The sequence below is a fragment of the Nocardiopsis trehalosi NBRC 14201 genome, from assembly GCF_001552555.1.
GTDB lineage: Bacteria > Actinomycetota > Actinomycetes > Streptosporangiales > Streptosporangiaceae > Nocardiopsis_B > Nocardiopsis_B trehalosi.
In genome coordinates, this window is sequence record NZ_BCRK01000020.1 from 37,709 (window position 1) to 54,171 (window position 16,463).

11 protein-coding genes are annotated in these 16,463 nt (G+C 72.9%); 6 read left to right on the top strand and 5 right to left on the bottom strand.

Annotated elements, in window-relative coordinates; genetic code table 11:
* The first annotated feature begins 34 nt into the window (after positions 1–34).
* A complete protein-coding gene (locus NT8_RS06115; protein ID WP_067965153.1) occupies positions 35–2,383 on the top strand; it encodes a heavy metal translocating P-type ATPase in 2,349 nt (782 codons plus the stop codon).
* Between the two features lie 70 nt (positions 2,384–2,453).
* Here NT8_RS06115 and dnaE read toward each other — a convergent pair whose 3' ends face one another.
* The 4 genes from dnaE to NT8_RS30680 all read right to left on the bottom strand — a co-directional run bounded on the left by dnaE (position 2,454) and on the right by NT8_RS30680 (position 8,010).
* A complete protein-coding gene (dnaE, locus tag NT8_RS06120) occupies positions 2,454–5,972 on the bottom strand; it encodes a DNA polymerase III subunit alpha (RefSeq protein ID WP_067965182.1) in 3,519 nt (1,172 codons plus the stop codon).
* Positions 5,973–6,166: 194 nt separating this feature from the next.
* Complete coding sequence (locus tag NT8_RS06125) at positions 6,167–6,778, bottom strand: TetR/AcrR family transcriptional regulator (RefSeq protein ID WP_067965154.1); 612 nt, start codon at positions 6,776–6,778, stop codon at positions 6,167–6,169.
* Positions 6,779–6,983: 205 nt separating this feature from the next.
* Positions 6,984–7,640 carry an AAA family ATPase gene (locus tag NT8_RS06130; RefSeq protein WP_084468678.1) on the bottom strand — a complete coding sequence of 219 codons (657 nt, stop codon included), beginning with the start codon at positions 7,638–7,640 and terminating at the stop codon, positions 6,984–6,986.
* 4 nt (positions 7,641–7,644) lie between these two features.
* Positions 7,645–8,010 carry a TFIIB-type zinc ribbon-containing protein gene (locus tag NT8_RS30680; RefSeq protein WP_281203389.1) on the bottom strand — a complete coding sequence of 122 codons (366 nt, stop codon included), beginning with the start codon at positions 8,008–8,010 and terminating at the stop codon, positions 7,645–7,647.
* 325 nt (positions 8,011–8,335) lie between these two features.
* Between NT8_RS30680 and NT8_RS06140 the strand changes: the two genes are divergently transcribed.
* Positions 8,336–10,036: a serine/threonine-protein kinase gene (locus NT8_RS06140; protein ID WP_067965159.1), complete on the top strand. Its 1,701-nt coding sequence runs from the start codon at positions 8,336–8,338 to the stop codon at positions 10,034–10,036.
* A 46-nt stretch (positions 10,037–10,082) separates the two neighbouring features.
* On the opposite strand, the gene NT8_RS06145 is transcribed toward NT8_RS06140, so the two are convergent.
* A complete protein-coding gene (locus NT8_RS06145) occupies positions 10,083–11,240 on the bottom strand; it encodes an acyl-CoA dehydrogenase family protein (protein WP_067965162.1) in 1,158 nt (385 codons plus the stop codon).
* A 134-nt stretch (positions 11,241–11,374) separates the two neighbouring features.
* Between NT8_RS06145 and NT8_RS06150 the strand changes: the two genes are divergently transcribed.
* The 4 genes from NT8_RS06150 to NT8_RS06170 all read left to right on the top strand — a co-directional run bounded on the left by NT8_RS06150 (position 11,375) and on the right by NT8_RS06170 (position 16,410).
* Complete coding sequence (locus NT8_RS06150; RefSeq protein WP_067965165.1) at positions 11,375–12,160, top strand: TetR/AcrR family transcriptional regulator; 786 nt, start codon at positions 11,375–11,377, stop codon at positions 12,158–12,160.
* A 58-nt stretch (positions 12,161–12,218) separates the two neighbouring features.
* Entirely contained in the window at positions 12,219–12,686 is a 468-nt protein-coding gene (locus NT8_RS06155; RefSeq protein WP_067965167.1) for a YbaK/EbsC family protein, read from the top strand.
* 420 nt (positions 12,687–13,106) lie between these two features.
* Positions 13,107–14,732: a peptide chain release factor 3 gene (locus NT8_RS06165; protein ID WP_067965171.1), complete on the top strand. Its 1,626-nt coding sequence runs from the start codon at positions 13,107–13,109 to the stop codon at positions 14,730–14,732.
* A 382-nt stretch (positions 14,733–15,114) separates the two neighbouring features.
* Positions 15,115–16,410, top strand: coding sequence for a citrate synthase (locus tag NT8_RS06170; protein WP_067965173.1), 1,296 nt, complete (start codon positions 15,115–15,117; stop codon positions 16,408–16,410).
* The last annotated feature ends 53 nt before the right edge of the window (positions 16,411–16,463 follow it).

Here is a 16,463-nt window from a genome sequence, read left to right on the forward strand (position 1 = left end):
ACCCCCTATACACTCGTTCCCAGGAGGTCCAGTGATGGACGGCAGTACCGAACACACCCCGCGGGCGGACGGCGCCGCCCCCGGCGGCACCGACCGGCGGATCGAACTGTCCATCGGCGGCATGACCTGCGCCTCCTGCGCCAACCGCGTCGAGAAGCGGCTGAACCGGCTCGACGGGGTCACCGCCACCGTCAACTACGCCACCGAGAAGGCGCGGGTCGTCTACGGCGGCGGCGTCACGCCCGACGACCTCGTCGCCCAGGTCGAGAAGGCCGGCTACACCGCCGCCCTGCCCGCGCCGCCCGCGCCCGACGCCACCGGGGCGGCCCCCGCCGAGGACGACCCCGAGCGGGCGCTGCGCACCCGGCTCGTCGTGAGCGCCGTCCTGTCGGTCCCGGTGGTCGCCATGGCGATGGTCCCGGCGCTGCAGTTCACGTACTGGCAGTGGGCCTCGCTCGCCCTCGCCGCCCCCGTGCTCGTCTGGGGCGCGCTGCCGTTCCACGCCGCCGCGTGGAAGAACCTCCGGCTCGGCGCGGCCACCATGGACACCCTGGTGTCGCTGGGGACCATCGCCGCGTTCGCGTGGTCGCTGTACGCGCTGTTCCTCGGCAGCGCGGGCGAACCCGGCATGGTGCACCCGTTCGAGTTCACCATCGCCCGCGGCGACGGCTCCGCCAACATCTACCTGGAGGTCGCCGCCGGGGTCACCACCTTCATCCTGGCCGGCCGCTACTTCGAGGCCCGCTCCAAGCGCCGGGCCGGGGCCGCGCTGCGCGCCCTGCTCGAACTCGGCGCCAAGGACGTCGCGGTCCTGCGCGGCGGCACCGAGACCCGCGTCCCCATCGGCGACCTCGCCGAGGGCGACCTGTTCGTCGTGCGCCCCGGCGAGAAGATCGCCACCGACGGCACCGTCGAGGAGGGCACCTCCGCCGTCGACATGAGCATGCTGACCGGCGAATCCGTGCCGGTGGAGGTCGGTCCCGGCTCCGCCGTCGCGGGCGCCACGGTCAACGCCGGCGGCCGGCTCGCGGTCCGCGCCACCCGGGTCGGCGCCGACACCCAGCTCGCCCAGATGGCCCGCATGGTCGAGGACGCGCAGAACGGCAAGGCCGAGGTGCAGCGCCTCGCCGACCGGGTGTCCGGCGTCTTCGTGCCCATCGTCATCGTGCTCGCCGTCGCCACCCTCGGGTTCTGGCTCGGCACCGGCGGCACCGCCACCGCCGCGTTCACCGCCGCCGTCGCCGTGCTGATCATCGCCTGCCCGTGCGCGCTCGGCCTGGCCACGCCCACCGCGCTGCTCGTCGGCACCGGGCGCGGCGCCCAGCTCGGCATCCTCATCAAGGGCCCCGAGGTGCTGGAGACCACGCGCGGCATCGACACCATCGTGCTCGACAAGACCGGCACCGTCACCACCGGCCGCATGGCGCTGACCCGCGTCATCACCGCCGAAGGGGAGGACGAGGCCGAGGCGCTCCGGCTCGCCGGGGCGCTGGAGGACGCCTCCGAGCACCCCATCGCCCAGGCCGTCGCCAAGGGCGCGGCCGCCCGCGCCGGCGCGCTCGGCCGCGTCGAGGACTTCGCCGCCGTCGAGGGCAAGGGCGTGCGGGGCACCGTCGACGGCCACGCCGTGGTCGTCGGCCGCACCTCGCTCCTGGCCGACTGGTCCCAGCACCTGCCCGCCGACCTGGAGCGCGCCAAGGCGGACGCCGAGGCCGAGGGCGCGACCGCCGTCGCGGTCGGCTGGGACGGCGCGGCCCGCGCGGTCCTGGTGGTCTCCGACACCGTCAAGCCCACCAGCGCCGAGGCCGTCCGCCGGTTCCGCGCCCTCGGGCTCACCCCCATCCTGCTCACCGGCGACAACGCCGGGGCGGCCCGCGCCGTCGCCGCCCAGGTCGGCATCGACGAGGTCGTCGCCGAGGTCCTGCCCCAGGACAAGGTGGCCGCCGTCGCCCGGCTCCAGGCCGAGGGGCGGACGGTCGCCATGGTCGGCGACGGGGTCAACGACGCCGCGGCGCTCGCCAAGGCCGACCTCGGCCTGGCCATGGGCACCGGCACCGACGTCGCCATCGAGGCCGGCGACCTCACCCTGGTCCGCGGCGACCTGCGCGTCGCCGCCGACGCCATCCGGCTGGCGCGGCGCACGCTCGCCACCATCCGCGGCAACCTGTTCTGGGCCTTCGCCTACAACGTGGCGGCGCTGCCGCTGGCCGCGGCCGGGCTGCTCAACCCGATGATCGCGGGCGCCGCCATGGCGTTCTCCAGCGTCTTCGTGGTGACCAACAGCCTGCGGCTGCGGGCGTTCACCCCGCTCGCCGACGACCACGCCGGCACCGGCCGGACGGCCGCCGCGGCACCCCGCCGCGACACCGCCTCGGTCCGCTGACCCGACGCCGCGGGCGCGGGCCCCCGGAGAGGGGACCCGCGCCCGCGCGTGCGCCGCCGGCAGGCGGCCGTCAGTAGGTGATCGCCTCGGCGCCGAGCAGCGACTTGATCTCGCCCGAGAACTCCGGGCCGAACCGCACGGCGTAGTCGGGCAGCTCGTAGATGCGCGTGGCGATCGGGTGCTCGGCCCGCAGGGTCACCGGGGTCTCGCCGCGGTGGGACTCCAGCACCCGCTTCAGCTCGGCCACCAGGTCGGGGGTGACCCGCTGCTCCTGCACGGTCAGCAGCACCGGCGGCGGCCCCTCGGACACGTGCGCGATGTCGAGCACGGTCAGCTCCGACGCCTGCACCGAGTACTCGCCCTCGCGCTCCTTGACCCGCCCCTTGATCGCCACGGCGGTGTCGCCCACCAGCACCTCGGAGTACAGGGTGTACGCCTCGGCGAAGAACAGCGCCTCGGTGGAGCCGTCGAGGTCCTCGATGACCACCTTCGCCCACGGGTTGCCGGTCTTGCTCACCCGGCGCTCGACCGAGGAGATCAGCCCGGCGATCCGCACGTCGCTCATGTGCCGCCGCTCGCCGTTCACGATCTCCAGGATGGAGGTGTCGCGGTTGCGGGCGAGGATGCGCTCGGCGCCGGCCAGCGGGTGGCTCGACACGTACAGGCCGAGCATCTCGCGCTCCAGGGCCAGCTTGGTCTTGCGGTCCCACTCGCGCTCGTGCCAGGAGATGTTCAGGCCGATCGGGGCTGCCGGCTCATCGCTGGGCTCGCCCCCGCCGAACAGGTCGAACTGCCCGTTGGCCTCCTGCTTCTTCGCGCCGATCATGGCGTCCACCGCGTTCTCGTGGTGGTCGCACAGGTCCATGCGGGCCTGCCCGAGCGAGTCGAACGCACCCGCCTTGATCAGCGACTCGATGACCCGCTTGTTGCAGGCCACCAGCTCCACCTTGGACAGGAAGTCCACGAACGACGTGAACTTGCCCTTCTCGCGGCGGGTCCGCACCACCGAGTCGACCACGGGCGCGCCCACGTTGCGCACCGCGCCCATGCCGAAGCGGATGTCGGTGCCGACGGCGGTGAAGCGCAGGCCCGACTCGTTGACGTCCGGCGGCAGCACCCGGATGCCCATCTTGCGGCACTCGGCCAGGTAGACCGCCATCTTGTCCTTGGAGTCGGCCACCGAGGTCAGCAGCGCCGCCATGTAGGACGCGGGGTGGTTCGCCTTGAGGTAGGCGGTGCGGAAGCTCAGGATGGCGTACCCGGCCGCGTGCGACTTGTTGAACGCGTAGCCGGAGAACGGGAGCATGACGTCCCACAGCGTGGTGATGGCGTCCTGGGAGAACCCGCGCTCCAGCATCCCCGCCTGGAAGGTCACGTACTCCTTCTCCAGGGCCTCCTTCTTCTTCTTGCCCATGGCCCGGCGCATCAGGTCGGCGCCGCCCAGGCTGTACCCGGCGAGCTGCTGCGCGATCGCCATGATCTGCTCCTGGTAGACCAGGACGTGGTAGGTCTCCGACAGGATCGGGTCGAGCGCCTCGCCCAGCTCCGGGTGGATCGGGGTGATCTCCTGGCGGCCGTTCGACCGGTCGGCGTAGTCGTTGTGCGCGTTCGCCGCCATCGGACCCGGACGGTACAGCGCGTTGACGGCCGTGATGTCGGAGAACGCCTTGGGCTGCATGCGCCGCAGCAGCGCCCGCATGGCCGTACCGTCGAGCTGGAACACGCCCAGGGTGTCGCCGCGCGACAGCAGCTCGTAGGTCTTGCGGTCGTCGTGGCCGATGGCGTTCCAGTCGATGTCGACGCCCTCGTTGGCCTTCACGTTCTGGATGGCGTCGTCGATGATGGTGAGGTTGCGCAGCCCCAGGAAGTCCATCTTGAGCAGGCCCATCTCCTCGCACTGAGGGTAGGGGAAGCCCGTGATGATGGCGCCGTCCGTGTCGCGCTTGTGCAGCGGGATGACGTCGAGCAGCGGCTCCTTGGACAGGATGACGCCGGCCGCGTGCACGCCGGTGCCGCGGGTCAGCCCCTCGATGCCGCGCGCGGTCTCCAGCACCCGGCGGGTCTCGGGGTCGTTCTCGTGCATCTGCCGCAGCTCGGACGCCTCGCTGTAGCGCTCCTGGGACTCGTCGAAGATCGCCGCCAGCGGGATCTCCTTGCCGCCCGCGGCCGGGGGGAACGCCTTGGTGATCTTGTCGCCGATCACGTAGGGCAGGCCGAGGATCCGGGTGGAGTCCTTCACGGCCGCCTTGGCCTTGATCGTGCCGAAGGTGAGGATCTGCGAGACGCGCTCGTCACCGTACAGCTCGGTGACGTAGCGGATCATCTCGCCGCGCTTGCGTTCGTCGAAGTCCAGGTCGACATCGGGCATGCTCACGCGTTCGGGGTTGAGGAACCGCTCGAACAGCAGGCCGTGCGCCACGGGGTCGAGGTCGGTGATGCCGAGGACGTAGGCGACCATCGACCCGGCGGCCGAACCGCGCCCGGGGCCGAGGGCGATCGCGTTCTTGCGCGCGTACTGGCAGATATCGGACACCACGAGGAAGTAGGCGGGGAAGCCCATCTCCTCGATGACCGACAGCTCGTACTCGATGCGCTGTGCCACCTCGTCACTCGGGCCGTCGGGGTAGCGGGTCGGCACCAGGCGGGCGACCTCCTTGCGCAGCCACGACGACTGGGACTCGCCCTCGGGGACCGGGAACTCCGGCATCAGGTCGCGGTGCGCGAACACCTCGTCGTAGCAGCCGTCCTCGACCTGCTCGGCCACCCACAGCGTGTTGTCGCAGCCCTGCGCCCACTCGTCGAGGGAGAGCAGCGCGCGCATCTCCTCCGACGTCTTCACGTAGTAGCCCGACCCGTTGAACTTGAACCGGTTCGGGTCGTCCAGGTTCTTGCCGACGCCCACGGCCAGCAGGGCGTCGTGCGCCTCGGCCTGGTCCTCGGTGACGTAGTGGGAGTCGTTGGTGACGAGCGGGCGCAGGCCGACCTTGCGGCCGACGGCGAGCAGGCCGTCGCGGACCTCGCGCTCGATGGGCACCCCGTGCTCCATGAGCTCCAGCAGCACGTTGTCGCGGCCGAAGATCTCGGTGAGCTTCCCCGCGTAGGCGATGGCCTCCTGCTCCTGGCCCAGCCGCAGCCGGGTCTGCACCCCGCCGGAGGGGCACCCGGTCGACACCATGACGCCGTCGGAGTACTGCGCCATCAGCTCCAGGTCCATGCGGGGCTTCATGTAGTAGCCCTCGAACGACGCCAGCGACGACATCCGGAACAGGTTCCGCAGGCCCTGGGCGTTCTTCGCCCACATGGTCATGTGCAGGAACCGGCCGCCGCCGGAGACGTCCTTGCCGCCCTCGGCGGACTCGTCCCCGGACTCGCGGGCCTGCCCCCACTTCACCCGCTTCTTGTGGAACCGGGACTCGGGGGCCACGTACGCCTCGATGCCGATGATCGGCTTGACCCCGCTGCCCTTGGACTGCTGCCAGAACTCGTAGGCCCCGAACATGTTCCCGTGGTCGGTCATCGCCACCGCCGGCATGCCCAACCGGTTCGCCTCGGCGAACAGCGGCTTCAACTTCGCGGCGCCGTCGAGCATCGAGTACTCGGTGTGGACGTGCAGGTGAACGAAGGGATCGTGGCTCACGGTGCGACTACCTCGGCTGCGACTCGTCAGGCGGATGATGCCCCCTGAGCCTACGGTGCCCCACCCCCCATGTCGGCCCCTCCACCCCCGCCGCCCCCCATCCCCGCACCCGCCTCGCACGACTCCGGTGTCGGGCGGGTCGCGGGTCAGGGGAGGAGGTGGGGGATGAGGCGGAGGGTGGTGGTGGTGACCTCGGCGGCCTCGGTGGGGGTGGGGCAGACGGCGACCTCGCGGGCGGCCTCGGCGATGACCGTGGTGACGATGGCCACCGTCGCGCGCTCGGCGGGGGAGGTGCCCGACCCCAGGAGGGCGGTGTTCTGCCGGACCCAGGCGCGGTCGCGGGCGCGGCGGGTGCGTTCGAAGCCGGGCGGGCCGTCGCCGTCGGAGAACAGGCGCACCAGGTCGCGGTGCTCCCAGGCGCCGTCCAGGAAGGCGCGGGCGCCCGCGGTGAACAGGGCGCGGGGGTCGTCCGTGCCGGCGGCGCGGGCGGCGGAGACCGCGCTCGCGGCCCGGCGCTCCTGCTCGGCCTGGTGCTCCTCCCACAGGGCGAGGAACAGCTCGGTCTTGCCGCCGAAGTGGTGGTAGAGGCTGCCGACGCTCGATCCGGCGCGTTCGACGACGGCCGCCACGCCCGCCTCGGCGAACCCGGAGGCGGTGAAGACCTCGCGCGCCGCCGCCAGGAGGGTGCGGCGGGTCTCGGCGGTGCGGCTCCACTGCCAGGAGCCGGCGGCGGATGCGCGGGGGGTGCGGTGGGGCATGGTGGATCCGCTCGCTTCCCAGGTGGCGCGTCGCGACAACGGTAGCCGAACGGCGGCGCGGCCCCGCTCCCTCCCCGGACCTGCGGACGGGGTGTTCGGGGGTGGGAGGCCACACGGCCCCCCACTACATCCCCAGGCCTGTGGACGGAAGTCCGTCACCCCGGCCCCCGGGCGGGTGGCCCGGGGGACCGGGGGTCTCAGGGGGTCAGGGGGTCGGCGCCGCCGCGGTGTCGGCGCGGTGGTGGCGTTCGATCCACGCCACGACCGCGTCGGCCGTCGCGGCGACCGGCGCGGTGGTGGTGTCGAGGAGGGTGACCGGCGGGTCCATCTCGTGGGCGGTGCCGCGCACCCACGCCGTGTACTCCAGCATCTCGGCGATGCGGTCCTCGTCCCACTGCCGCCACGCCGGGCGGCCGCGCAGCCGGTCGGCGAGCACGTCCGGGTCGCACATCAGCGCCAGGTAGCGGATCTCGGAGAACAGCGCCCGCTCCGGGAGCGGTTCGAACTCCGGCGGCACCACCGTGCCGCACAGCACGACCGGGCGGCCGGACTGGTGGATCATCGACGCCATGCGCAGCCAGGTGGACCGGAACAGCCGGTGCGCGCCGTCCTCGTCGTCGCGCAGTCCGGCCGTCCACAGCAGGTCCTGCTCCAGGACAACGAACCGGTCGGCCAGGCGCTCGTTGAGCAGCCGGGCGACCGTCGACTTCCCGGTGCCGCTGGGCCCCGTGACGCTGTACAGGGGCAGGCGGTGGAACGGTTGCCGGTGGCCGCAGTCGAGGCAGCGGACCACCGGCCCGGCGGGTTCCACAACAGGATGGTCGGTGCGCGCCCCGCAGCGCGCGCAGATGAGCAGGTTCACGCGGTCAGTCGAACAGGTTCTCCAGGAAGCTCTTGCGGCGCTTGTTGTGGCCGTAGGGCCGCGGGGAGTCGGAGTGGCCGTATCCGCCGCCGCCGTAGGGGCGCGGGGAGTCGGAGTGGCCGTGACCGCCGCCCCGGAACGGCCGGGGGGAGTCGGAGTGGCCGCCGCGGTAGCCGCGCGGGGAGTCGCCGTAGACGGGGGCGCCGGCGTGGCCGGGCACGGGGGCACCGTAGTGGTGCTGCTCCGCGCGCAGGATCTGCTCGAGCTCACCGTGGTCGAGGAAGATCCCTCGGCAGCGTCCGCACTGCTCCAGGTGTATCCCCATGCGGTCGTAGGTCTTCATCGGGCCTTGGCACTTAGGGCATATCACGTCCTCATCGTACGCAATGCCGAGATGTGTCGCGGGTAAAAACGCCGTATTGGTCGTTGGTGTCGTATTCGGTTTCCGTGGGTAGCGGTGGACCCGACGGCGGTCGCGGCCGTCCCGTCCGCAGCGGCAGAATGTTGTGCCGGACCGGGGCGGCGCGGCGCGGCCGCCATCCGCCCAGATCACCACGGACCCCCGCCCACGGCGACCCTCCTGAGGGCGGGCCGCGCCCCTCGGGCGCCGCGCTCGCCGCGGTCGCGTGCTTCTACACTCGCCAGGTGACGCTCCGGCCCGGCGGACGCCGCCCGACCCAGAGGAACCCCCACGCATGAGCACTGAGCACTCCCGGTCCGGACGCCTCCTCGCCGGCCGCTACCGGCTGTCCGAGCTGATCGGCGAAGGCGGCATGGGCCGGGTCTGGCAGGGCACCGACGAGCTGCTGGACCGGCCGGTCGCCATCAAGGAGCTCATCATCCCGCCGCACCTGCCGCAGGGGGAGATCGACGTGCTCCGGGCGCGCATGCTCCGCGAGGCGCGCAGCGCGGCGCAGCTCAGCCACCCCTCCATCATCACCGTGTTCGACGTGGTGGAGATCGACGACCGGCCGTGGATCGTCATGGAGCTGGTGCGCGGTCCCTCGCTCGGCGACCTGGTCAAGCAGGAGGGGGTGCAGTCCCCGCAGCGGGTGGCCAAGATCGGCCTCCAGGTCGTCGCGGCCCTCGCCGTCGCCCACGAACGCGGCATCGTGCACCGCGACATCAAGCCGGGCAACGTGCTGATCGCCCGGGGCGACCGCGCCGTGCTGACCGACTTCGGCATCGCCCGGCTGGAGGGCACCACCAACCTCACCCGCACCGGGCTGCTCGTCGGGTCGCCCGGCTACCTCGCGCCCGAGCAGGCCCACGGCAAGAAGGCGACCCCGGCCACCGACATGTGGTCGCTCGGCGTCACCCTCTACCAGGCGGTGCAGGGCACCACCCCGTTCAACCGGGCCACGCCGGTGGCGACCCTCACCGCCATCGTCACCGAGGACGTGCCGCCGCCCACCGCGGCCGGCCCGCTGCGCCCCCTCATCGAGCGGCTCCTCGACAAGGACCCCGAGGGCCGGCCGTCGGTGCACGAGACCGCCCGCATGCTCCAGGAGGTCGCCGACGCCGACCGGGGGCGGAAGAAGAAGCGTCCCGCGGCGCCGGCGCCCGCTCCGGCCACCGGGCTGGCCATGGCCCCCGCCGCGCTGCCGGCGCCCGAGAGGGTCACCGGGTCGTCCCCGCTGCCGACGGCGCACATCCCGCCGGGCGCCGGAGCGGGGAGCGGCACCGCCGTCCGCACCACCGCGGGCTCCGACGGCGGTGGCCGGACCCGGACCGCCGTGCTGCTCGTCGCCGCCGCCCTCGCCGTCGCCGTGGCCATCGCGACCGGCTTCTGGCTGGGCAGCCGCGGCGAGGGCGCCGGCGCCGAGCCGACCGCCGGCGAGGGCGAGGCCGCATCCGCGTCGCCCGGCGACGGGGGCGGTGGCGCGGCGGAGGGGCCGGAGGCGTCGGAGGAGCCGGCACCGGCCGAGGACGGCGCCCCGGAGCCCGACCCCGACACCTACCACTACGAGGACGACACCGGGTTCGCCGTCGACGTCCCCGACGGCTGGGAGGTCGACCCCTCGCGCGAGACCGCCACCAGCGTCTTCTTCACCATCCCCGGCGGCGGCTACCTCCAGGTGGACCAGACCGACAGCCCGGGCGACAACGCCCGCGCGGACTGGGAGGAGCAGGAGCCGGCGATCTCCGGCAACTTCGGCGGCTACGAATTGGTGGGCATCACCGAACTGGACGAGCCCTACCTGGACGAGTACGTCAGCGCCGCCGACTGGGAGTTCACCTTCGACGGCCGCGGCGGCCGGATGCGCGCGGTGAACCGCGCCTTCCACACCGAGGAGAAGGGCTACGCCCTGTTCCTGGTGTCGCCGGAGTCGAACTGGGAGGCCAACCGGGCCCGCCTGGACGCCATGACCGCGTCGTTCGAGCCGGCCGCCTGACCCGCCGGCGCCCCCGCTGCGCGCGAGGGGCGCCGACGGCGCCGGCCTACTTCTTCAGCAGCTGGCGGGCCATCACCAGGCGCTGGATCTGGTTGGTGCCCTCGTAGATCTGGGTGATCTTGGCGTCGCGCATCATGCGCTCCAGCGGGAAGTCCTTCACGTAGCCGGCCCCGCCCAGGAGCTGCACGGCGTCGGTGGTGATCTCCATGGCCGCGTCCGAGGCGTAGCACTTGGCCGCGGCGCCGAAGAACGCCAGGTCCGGGTCGTTGCGCTCGGACTTGGCGGCGGCGACGTAGACCATCTGCCGGGCGGTCTCCAGCTTCATCGCCATGTCGGCCAGCATGAACTGGACGCCCTGGAACTCCGCGACGGCCTTGCCGAACTGCTTGCGCTCCTTGACGTAGGCAACGGCGTGGTCGAGCGCGCCCTGGGCGATGCCCACCGCCTGCGCGCCGATGGTGACCCGGGTGTGGTCGAGCGTGCGCAGCGCGATCTTCAGCCCCTCGCCGGGCGCCCCGACGATGCGGTCGCCGGGGATGCGCACGTTGTCGAAGAACAGCTCGCGGGTGGGCGAGCCCTTGATGCCGAGCTTGCGCTCGGGCTCGCCCAGGGTGAACCCCTCGTCGTCGGCGTGCACGACGAACGCGCTGATGTTGCCGCCCCGCTTGCCGTCGGGGTCGGTGACCGCCATGACCGTGTAGTACGAGCTGACCCCGGCGTTGGTGATCCACGACTTCTGGCCGTTGAGGACCCAGTCGTCGCCGTCGGCCACGGCCTGGGTGCGCATGCTCGCGGTGTCCGACCCGGCCTCGCGCTCGGACAGGCCGTAGGAGAACATCGCCTCGCCGCGGGCGACCGGCGGCAGGTAGCGCCGCTTGACGTCGTCGGAGGCACCGAGGATCAGCGGCATGGTGCCGAGCTTGTTCACCGCCGGGATGAGCGACGACGACGCGCAGGCGCGCGCCACCTCCTCGATGATGATGCAGGTGGCGAGCGCGTCGGCGCCCACGCCGTCGTACTCCTCGGCGATGTGCGCGGCGTGGAAGTCGGTGGCCCGGAGCGCGTCGTAGGCGTCCTGCGGGAAGGCGCTGTCGGCGTCGACGGCGGCGGCGTGCGGGGCGATCTTGTCGTCGGCGACCGCGCGGACGGCGGCGCGCAGCTCCTCGTGGTCGTCGCTCGTGGTGAACAGGTCGAAGTCGCTCATGGGGCCTTCCTTCGGCGGCGGTCTCCCGAATGGCACTACGTGCCGGAGAATGGCATCTAGTGTCACAGTAGATGGTCCGGGCGGGTTTCGCACCGTCCGGCGGAGGATCGACGGCGAACGACGGGGGGTGCGCGGTGCGCAGCGGTGGCGGGGACGGCGCGGTCGGGGACGACCGGGCGCGCGGCGGTCGGCCGGGGCGGGGCGACGTGGTCGCCGCCGCCGTCCGGCTGTTCACCGAGGAGGGGTACGAGGCGACCACCATGGACGCCGTCGCCGCGGCGGCCGGGGTGAGCCGGCGCAGCCTGTTCCGCAACTTCGGCTCCAAGGAGGACATCCTCTTCGCCGAGCACGACGGGCTGTTCGCCACCGTCGAGCGCTACCTGGCGGCCGCCCCCGGCGACGACCCGGTCGCCACCGTGCGCGCCGCCGCCCGGATGGTCTTCCAGGGGTATGTGTCGGCGCCGGAGATCACCGTGCCCCGCTACCGGCTCGTGCGCGCCGTGCCCCGGCTGCGGGACCGGGAGATCGCCATGACCGCCCGCTACCAGGCGGCGTTCAGCCGCTACCTGGCCCGCGGCGAGACCGAGGGCGACCGGGTCCTGGCGGGGGAGGCCGTGGCGGCGTCGGTGATCGCGGCGCACAACCACGTGCTGCGGTCCTGGCTGCACGCGCCCGACCGGCCGGTGCCGTGGGCGCGGTTCGACCGCGCGATGGAGTACGTCACCGCGTCGCTCGGCGGGGTGCTGCGCGAGGCGGGCGGCGGCGCCGGCCCCGCGTCGGTGCTGGTCGCCGTCTACCCCTCGGGGCTGGGCGGCGACGACGTGCTCCGCCGCGTCCGCGCCGCCCTGGAGACCGCCGGACCCGACGCGGCCGGGCCGGCCGCCGGGAACGAGGGGACGCCGGAGGACGGGGACTGGTAGAACGGGGGACACCCGTCCCGCCGCCGCCCGTGCGGCCGCAGCCGTAGGAGGCCCGACCGTGCACGCCAAGGCCCAGCGCTTCCAGGAACTGCTCGACGCGCACGGCGAGCCCGGCCGGGTGCGCGAACTGCCCGACAGCGCGCGCACCGCCGCCGAGGCCGCCGCCGCGCTGGGCACGACGGTGCCGGAGATCGCCAAGAGCCTGGTGTTCCTGGCCGGCGATACGCCCGTGCTGGTGGTCGCCTCCGGCGGCAACCGGGTCGACACCGCCCTCCTCGCCAAGCTGTGCGACGCCGAGATCACCCGGGCCGACGCCGCTGCCGTCCGGCGGATCACCGGGTTCAGCATCGGCGGCGTGCCGCCGTTCGGCCACGCCACCCCGCTGCGGACCGTCGTCGACGCCGACCTCCTCGGGTTCGCCACCGTCTGGGCCGCCGCGGGCACCCCGCACGCCGTGTTCCCCATCGCCCCCGGCCGGCTGGTCGAGATCGCCGGCGGCGAGGTCGCCGCTGTCGCGGTCGCCTGACCCGCGGCCCGGCCCGGCCGACCCGCCCGTTGCGGTAGATTCGCCGGGAGGGGGGCCGAGGATGTCGCGACCAGCCGCGTACCCGCGGAACGGCGAGGTCGCCGGGCACACCGGCCCGTCGCCGCGCGCCGTCCGCGGCCGCGGCCCGACGGGGCCGGCCGCGCCGCCGGGGCGCCCGCCCGGCGGGTGCCGCCCCTCCACCGGGGCGGGCGAGCCGTCCCCGATCACGCGCATGAGGCCCCGGGAGTCCGGCCGGGAGGGGACGCGCGACCCGAGGGCCGCCCCCGGCGGCCCGGCCGTCCACCGCCGGACCGACCGGTCGGCGGCGCGCGCGAAGGCCGCCACCGCCGACGGGTTCGGCGGCGTGCCGGCGGCCGCGCGGGCCCACGGCGCACACGCGAGCGAGGAGACGGAGCACCGGTGAGTGTGACAGCGGACAACGCGACCCAGAAGACCCCGGAGGTCGCCGCCGAGGCCGGACGGCGGCGGACCTTCGCCGTCATCTCCCACCCCGACGCCGGCAAGTCGACGCTGACCGAGGCGCTCGCGCTGCACGCGGCCGCGATCACCTCGGCCGGCGCGGTCCACGGCAAGGGCGACCGGCGCGGGGTCACCTCCGACTGGATGGAGATGGAGCAGGCGCGCGGTATCTCCATCACCTCGGCGGCGCTGCGCATCGACTACGCCGACTGCGTGCTCAACCTGCTCGACACCCCCGGCCACGCAGACTTCTCCGAGGACACCTACCGGGTGCTGTCGGCGGTGGACTGCGCCATCATGCTGCTCGACTCGGCGAAGGGCCTGGAGCCGCAGACCCTCAAGCTGTTCGACGTGTGCCGCGCCCGGCGCATGCCGGTGATCACGTTCGTCAACAAGTGGGACCGGCCCGGCCGCGAGCCGCTGGAGCTGCTGGACGAGATCGAGCAGCGCATCGGGCTGCGCCCCACCCCCCTGAACTGGCCGGTGGGGATCGCCGGCGACTTCCGGGGGCTCGTCGACCGCCACGCCGGCACCTACACCAAGTTCCACCGCACGCCCGGCGGCGCCACCAAGGCCGTCGAGGAGGTGCTCGACCCCGAGGCGGCCGCCGGGGTCGAGGAGGCGGCGTGGACGCAGGCGAGCGAGGAGATCGAGCTGCTGGAGGCGCTCGGCGCCGACTTCGACGAGGCGTCGTTCCGGGCGGGGGAGTCCTCGCCGGTGCTGTTCGGCGCGGCGCTGCCCAACTTCGGCATCTCCCAGCTGCTGGAGGTGCTGGTGCGCCTGGCCCCGGCGCCCGCGCCGCAGCCCGACGCCAAGGGGGAGCCGCGGCCCATCACGGCGCCGTTCTCCGGCCAGGTGTTCAAGATGCAGGCCAACATGGACAAGGCGCACCGCGACCGGATGGCGTTCGTCCGGGTCAGCTCCGGCCGGTTCGACCGGGGCATGGTGCTCACCCACGCCGCCACCGGGCGGCCGTTCGCCACCAAGTACACCCAGGCCGTGTTCGGCAGCGAGCGCAGCACCATCGACACCGCCTACCCCGGTGACGTGATCGCGCTCATCAACGCCCAGGCGCTCAGCGTGGGCGACACCCTCTACGACGGCCCGAAGGTGGAGTTCCCGCCCATCCCGAGCTTCGCGCCCGAGCACTTCGCGGTGGCGCGGGCGGTCGACGCCGGACGGTACAAGCAGTTCCAGCGCGGGATCTCCCAGCTCGACAGCGAGGGCGTGGTGCAGGTGCTCACGTCCGACGTGCGCGGGGAGCAGGCGCCGGTGCTGGCCGCAGTGGGGCCGCTGCAGTTCGACGTGGTCCGCCACCGCATGGAGCACGAGTTCCGCGCGCCGATCGAGCTGGCGCACCTGGACTACTCGGTGGCGCGGCGCACCGACGCGGCGTCGGCGCCGGTGCTGCACGGGCTGTCGGGCGGCGAGGTGCTCACCCGGCGCTCCGACGGTGCGCTGCTGATGCTGGTGCACAACAAGTGGCGGCTGCGCGTGATCGAGCGCGACCACCCCGGTCTGCTGCTGGAGCCGCTGCTGGCGGGCGGCGTGGTCGACGGCGACTAGCCGGGGGCGCGCGGAGGGGCCTGAGGGGCCGGACGGGTAACCGTCCGGCCCCGTTCGTGTTACGGGCGCGTTAGCGGGGTGTTCGCGGGTGGCGAACGGGGCACGTAGCTGGGAGCGGCGGGGACGTGCCCCGACCGGCCCGTGTGTCCGTTTTGTGAACAGTCACACGTTCCTGCACATGAAAAAAGTGCAATTCTTCAGCTGTGGGCAAATAAAATACGCTCTTCGCCGTGTGGCGCACGTCACCTGTTCGCGAATGAGTGAGAATTGTATGATTTTGCTTCACTGGAGTTTAATGGAAACTGAACAGAGGCATCGGCCCGGGAGATCCCGGGCGCTTCCCTGATTCCCCGCACCCTCGCCTGGAAAGGTTGGCTCGGGCATGAGCGACGACGGCAAAGAGCGCACGGTAGAGCTGCGACACGAGGGTGGGACCCACTCCCTGCCGTTGCGGAGCGGAACCGAGGGCGACACCGCCTTCGAGACCAAGACCCTGCTGTCCGCCACCGGTATGACCACACTCGATCCCGGCTTCGCCAACACCGCCGCGTGTCAGTCGGAGATCACCTACATCGACGGCGAGGCCGGCATCCTCCGCTACCGCGGATACCCGATCCAGCAGCTCGCCGCGCAGAGCTCGTTCCTGGAGGTCGCCTACCTCGTCATCCACGGCGAGCTGCCCGCGCCGGGCGAGCTCAAGGAGTTCTCCGAGCAGCTCCGCGCCAACGCCGCGCTGCCCGACGAGATGCGCGCCATGCTGGACGCGCTCCCGCGCAACGGCCACCCCATGACCCTGCTGTCGAGCGCGGTCAACACCCTGGCGGCGTACTACTCCGACACGGTCGACCCGCACGACGCCGACCAGGTCGACCGCGCCACCATCCTGCTGCTGGCCAAGCTGCCCACGATCGCGGCGCACATCTACCGGAACTCCATCGGCGAGGCGCCGGTGGCCCCGGACGAGTCGCTCGACTACGTCGAGAACTTCCTCCGCATGACCTTCGGCGAGCTGAGCGGCGAGGCGGAGCTGGACTCGCTGTTCGTCAAGGCCCTCGACCTGCTGCTCATCCTGCACGCCGACCACGAGCAGAACTGCTCGACCGCCACCGTCCGCGTGGTGGGGTCGTCGCAGGCCGACCTCTACGGCAGCGTGTCGGCCGGGATCAACGCCCTGTTCGGCCCGCTGCACGGCGGCGCCAACCAGGCGGTCCTGGAGATGCTGGAGGAGATCCGCGGCCTCGGCGGCGACGTGGACTCCTTCCTGGCCAAGGTCAAGGACAAGGAGAGCAAGACCCGGCTCATGGGCTTCGGGCACCGGGTCTACAAGAACTTCGACCCGCGCAGCAAGGAGATCAAGGGCCTCGCCGCGCAGATCCTGGACCGCCAGGAGAACCCGGACGAGCTGTTCGAGCTGGCCCTGCGCCTGGAGGGCAAGGCGCTGGAGGACTCCTACTTCACCGACCGGAAGCTCTACCCCAACGTCGACTTCTACAGCGGCGTGATCTACCGGGCGATGGGCTTCCCGACCAACATGTTCACCGTGCTGTTCGCGATCGGCCGGCTGCCCGGCTGGATCGCGCACTGGCGGGAGCAGCGCCTCGACCCGGCCGCGCGCATCGCGCGCCCGCGCCAGCTCTACGTGGGCCCGGCGAAGCGGTCGTACCCCGGCGGCGCCTGAGCCCCCGGACTCCCCGTGCGCGCGGCGGCGGGGGCGGAGCGGTCCGCCCCCGC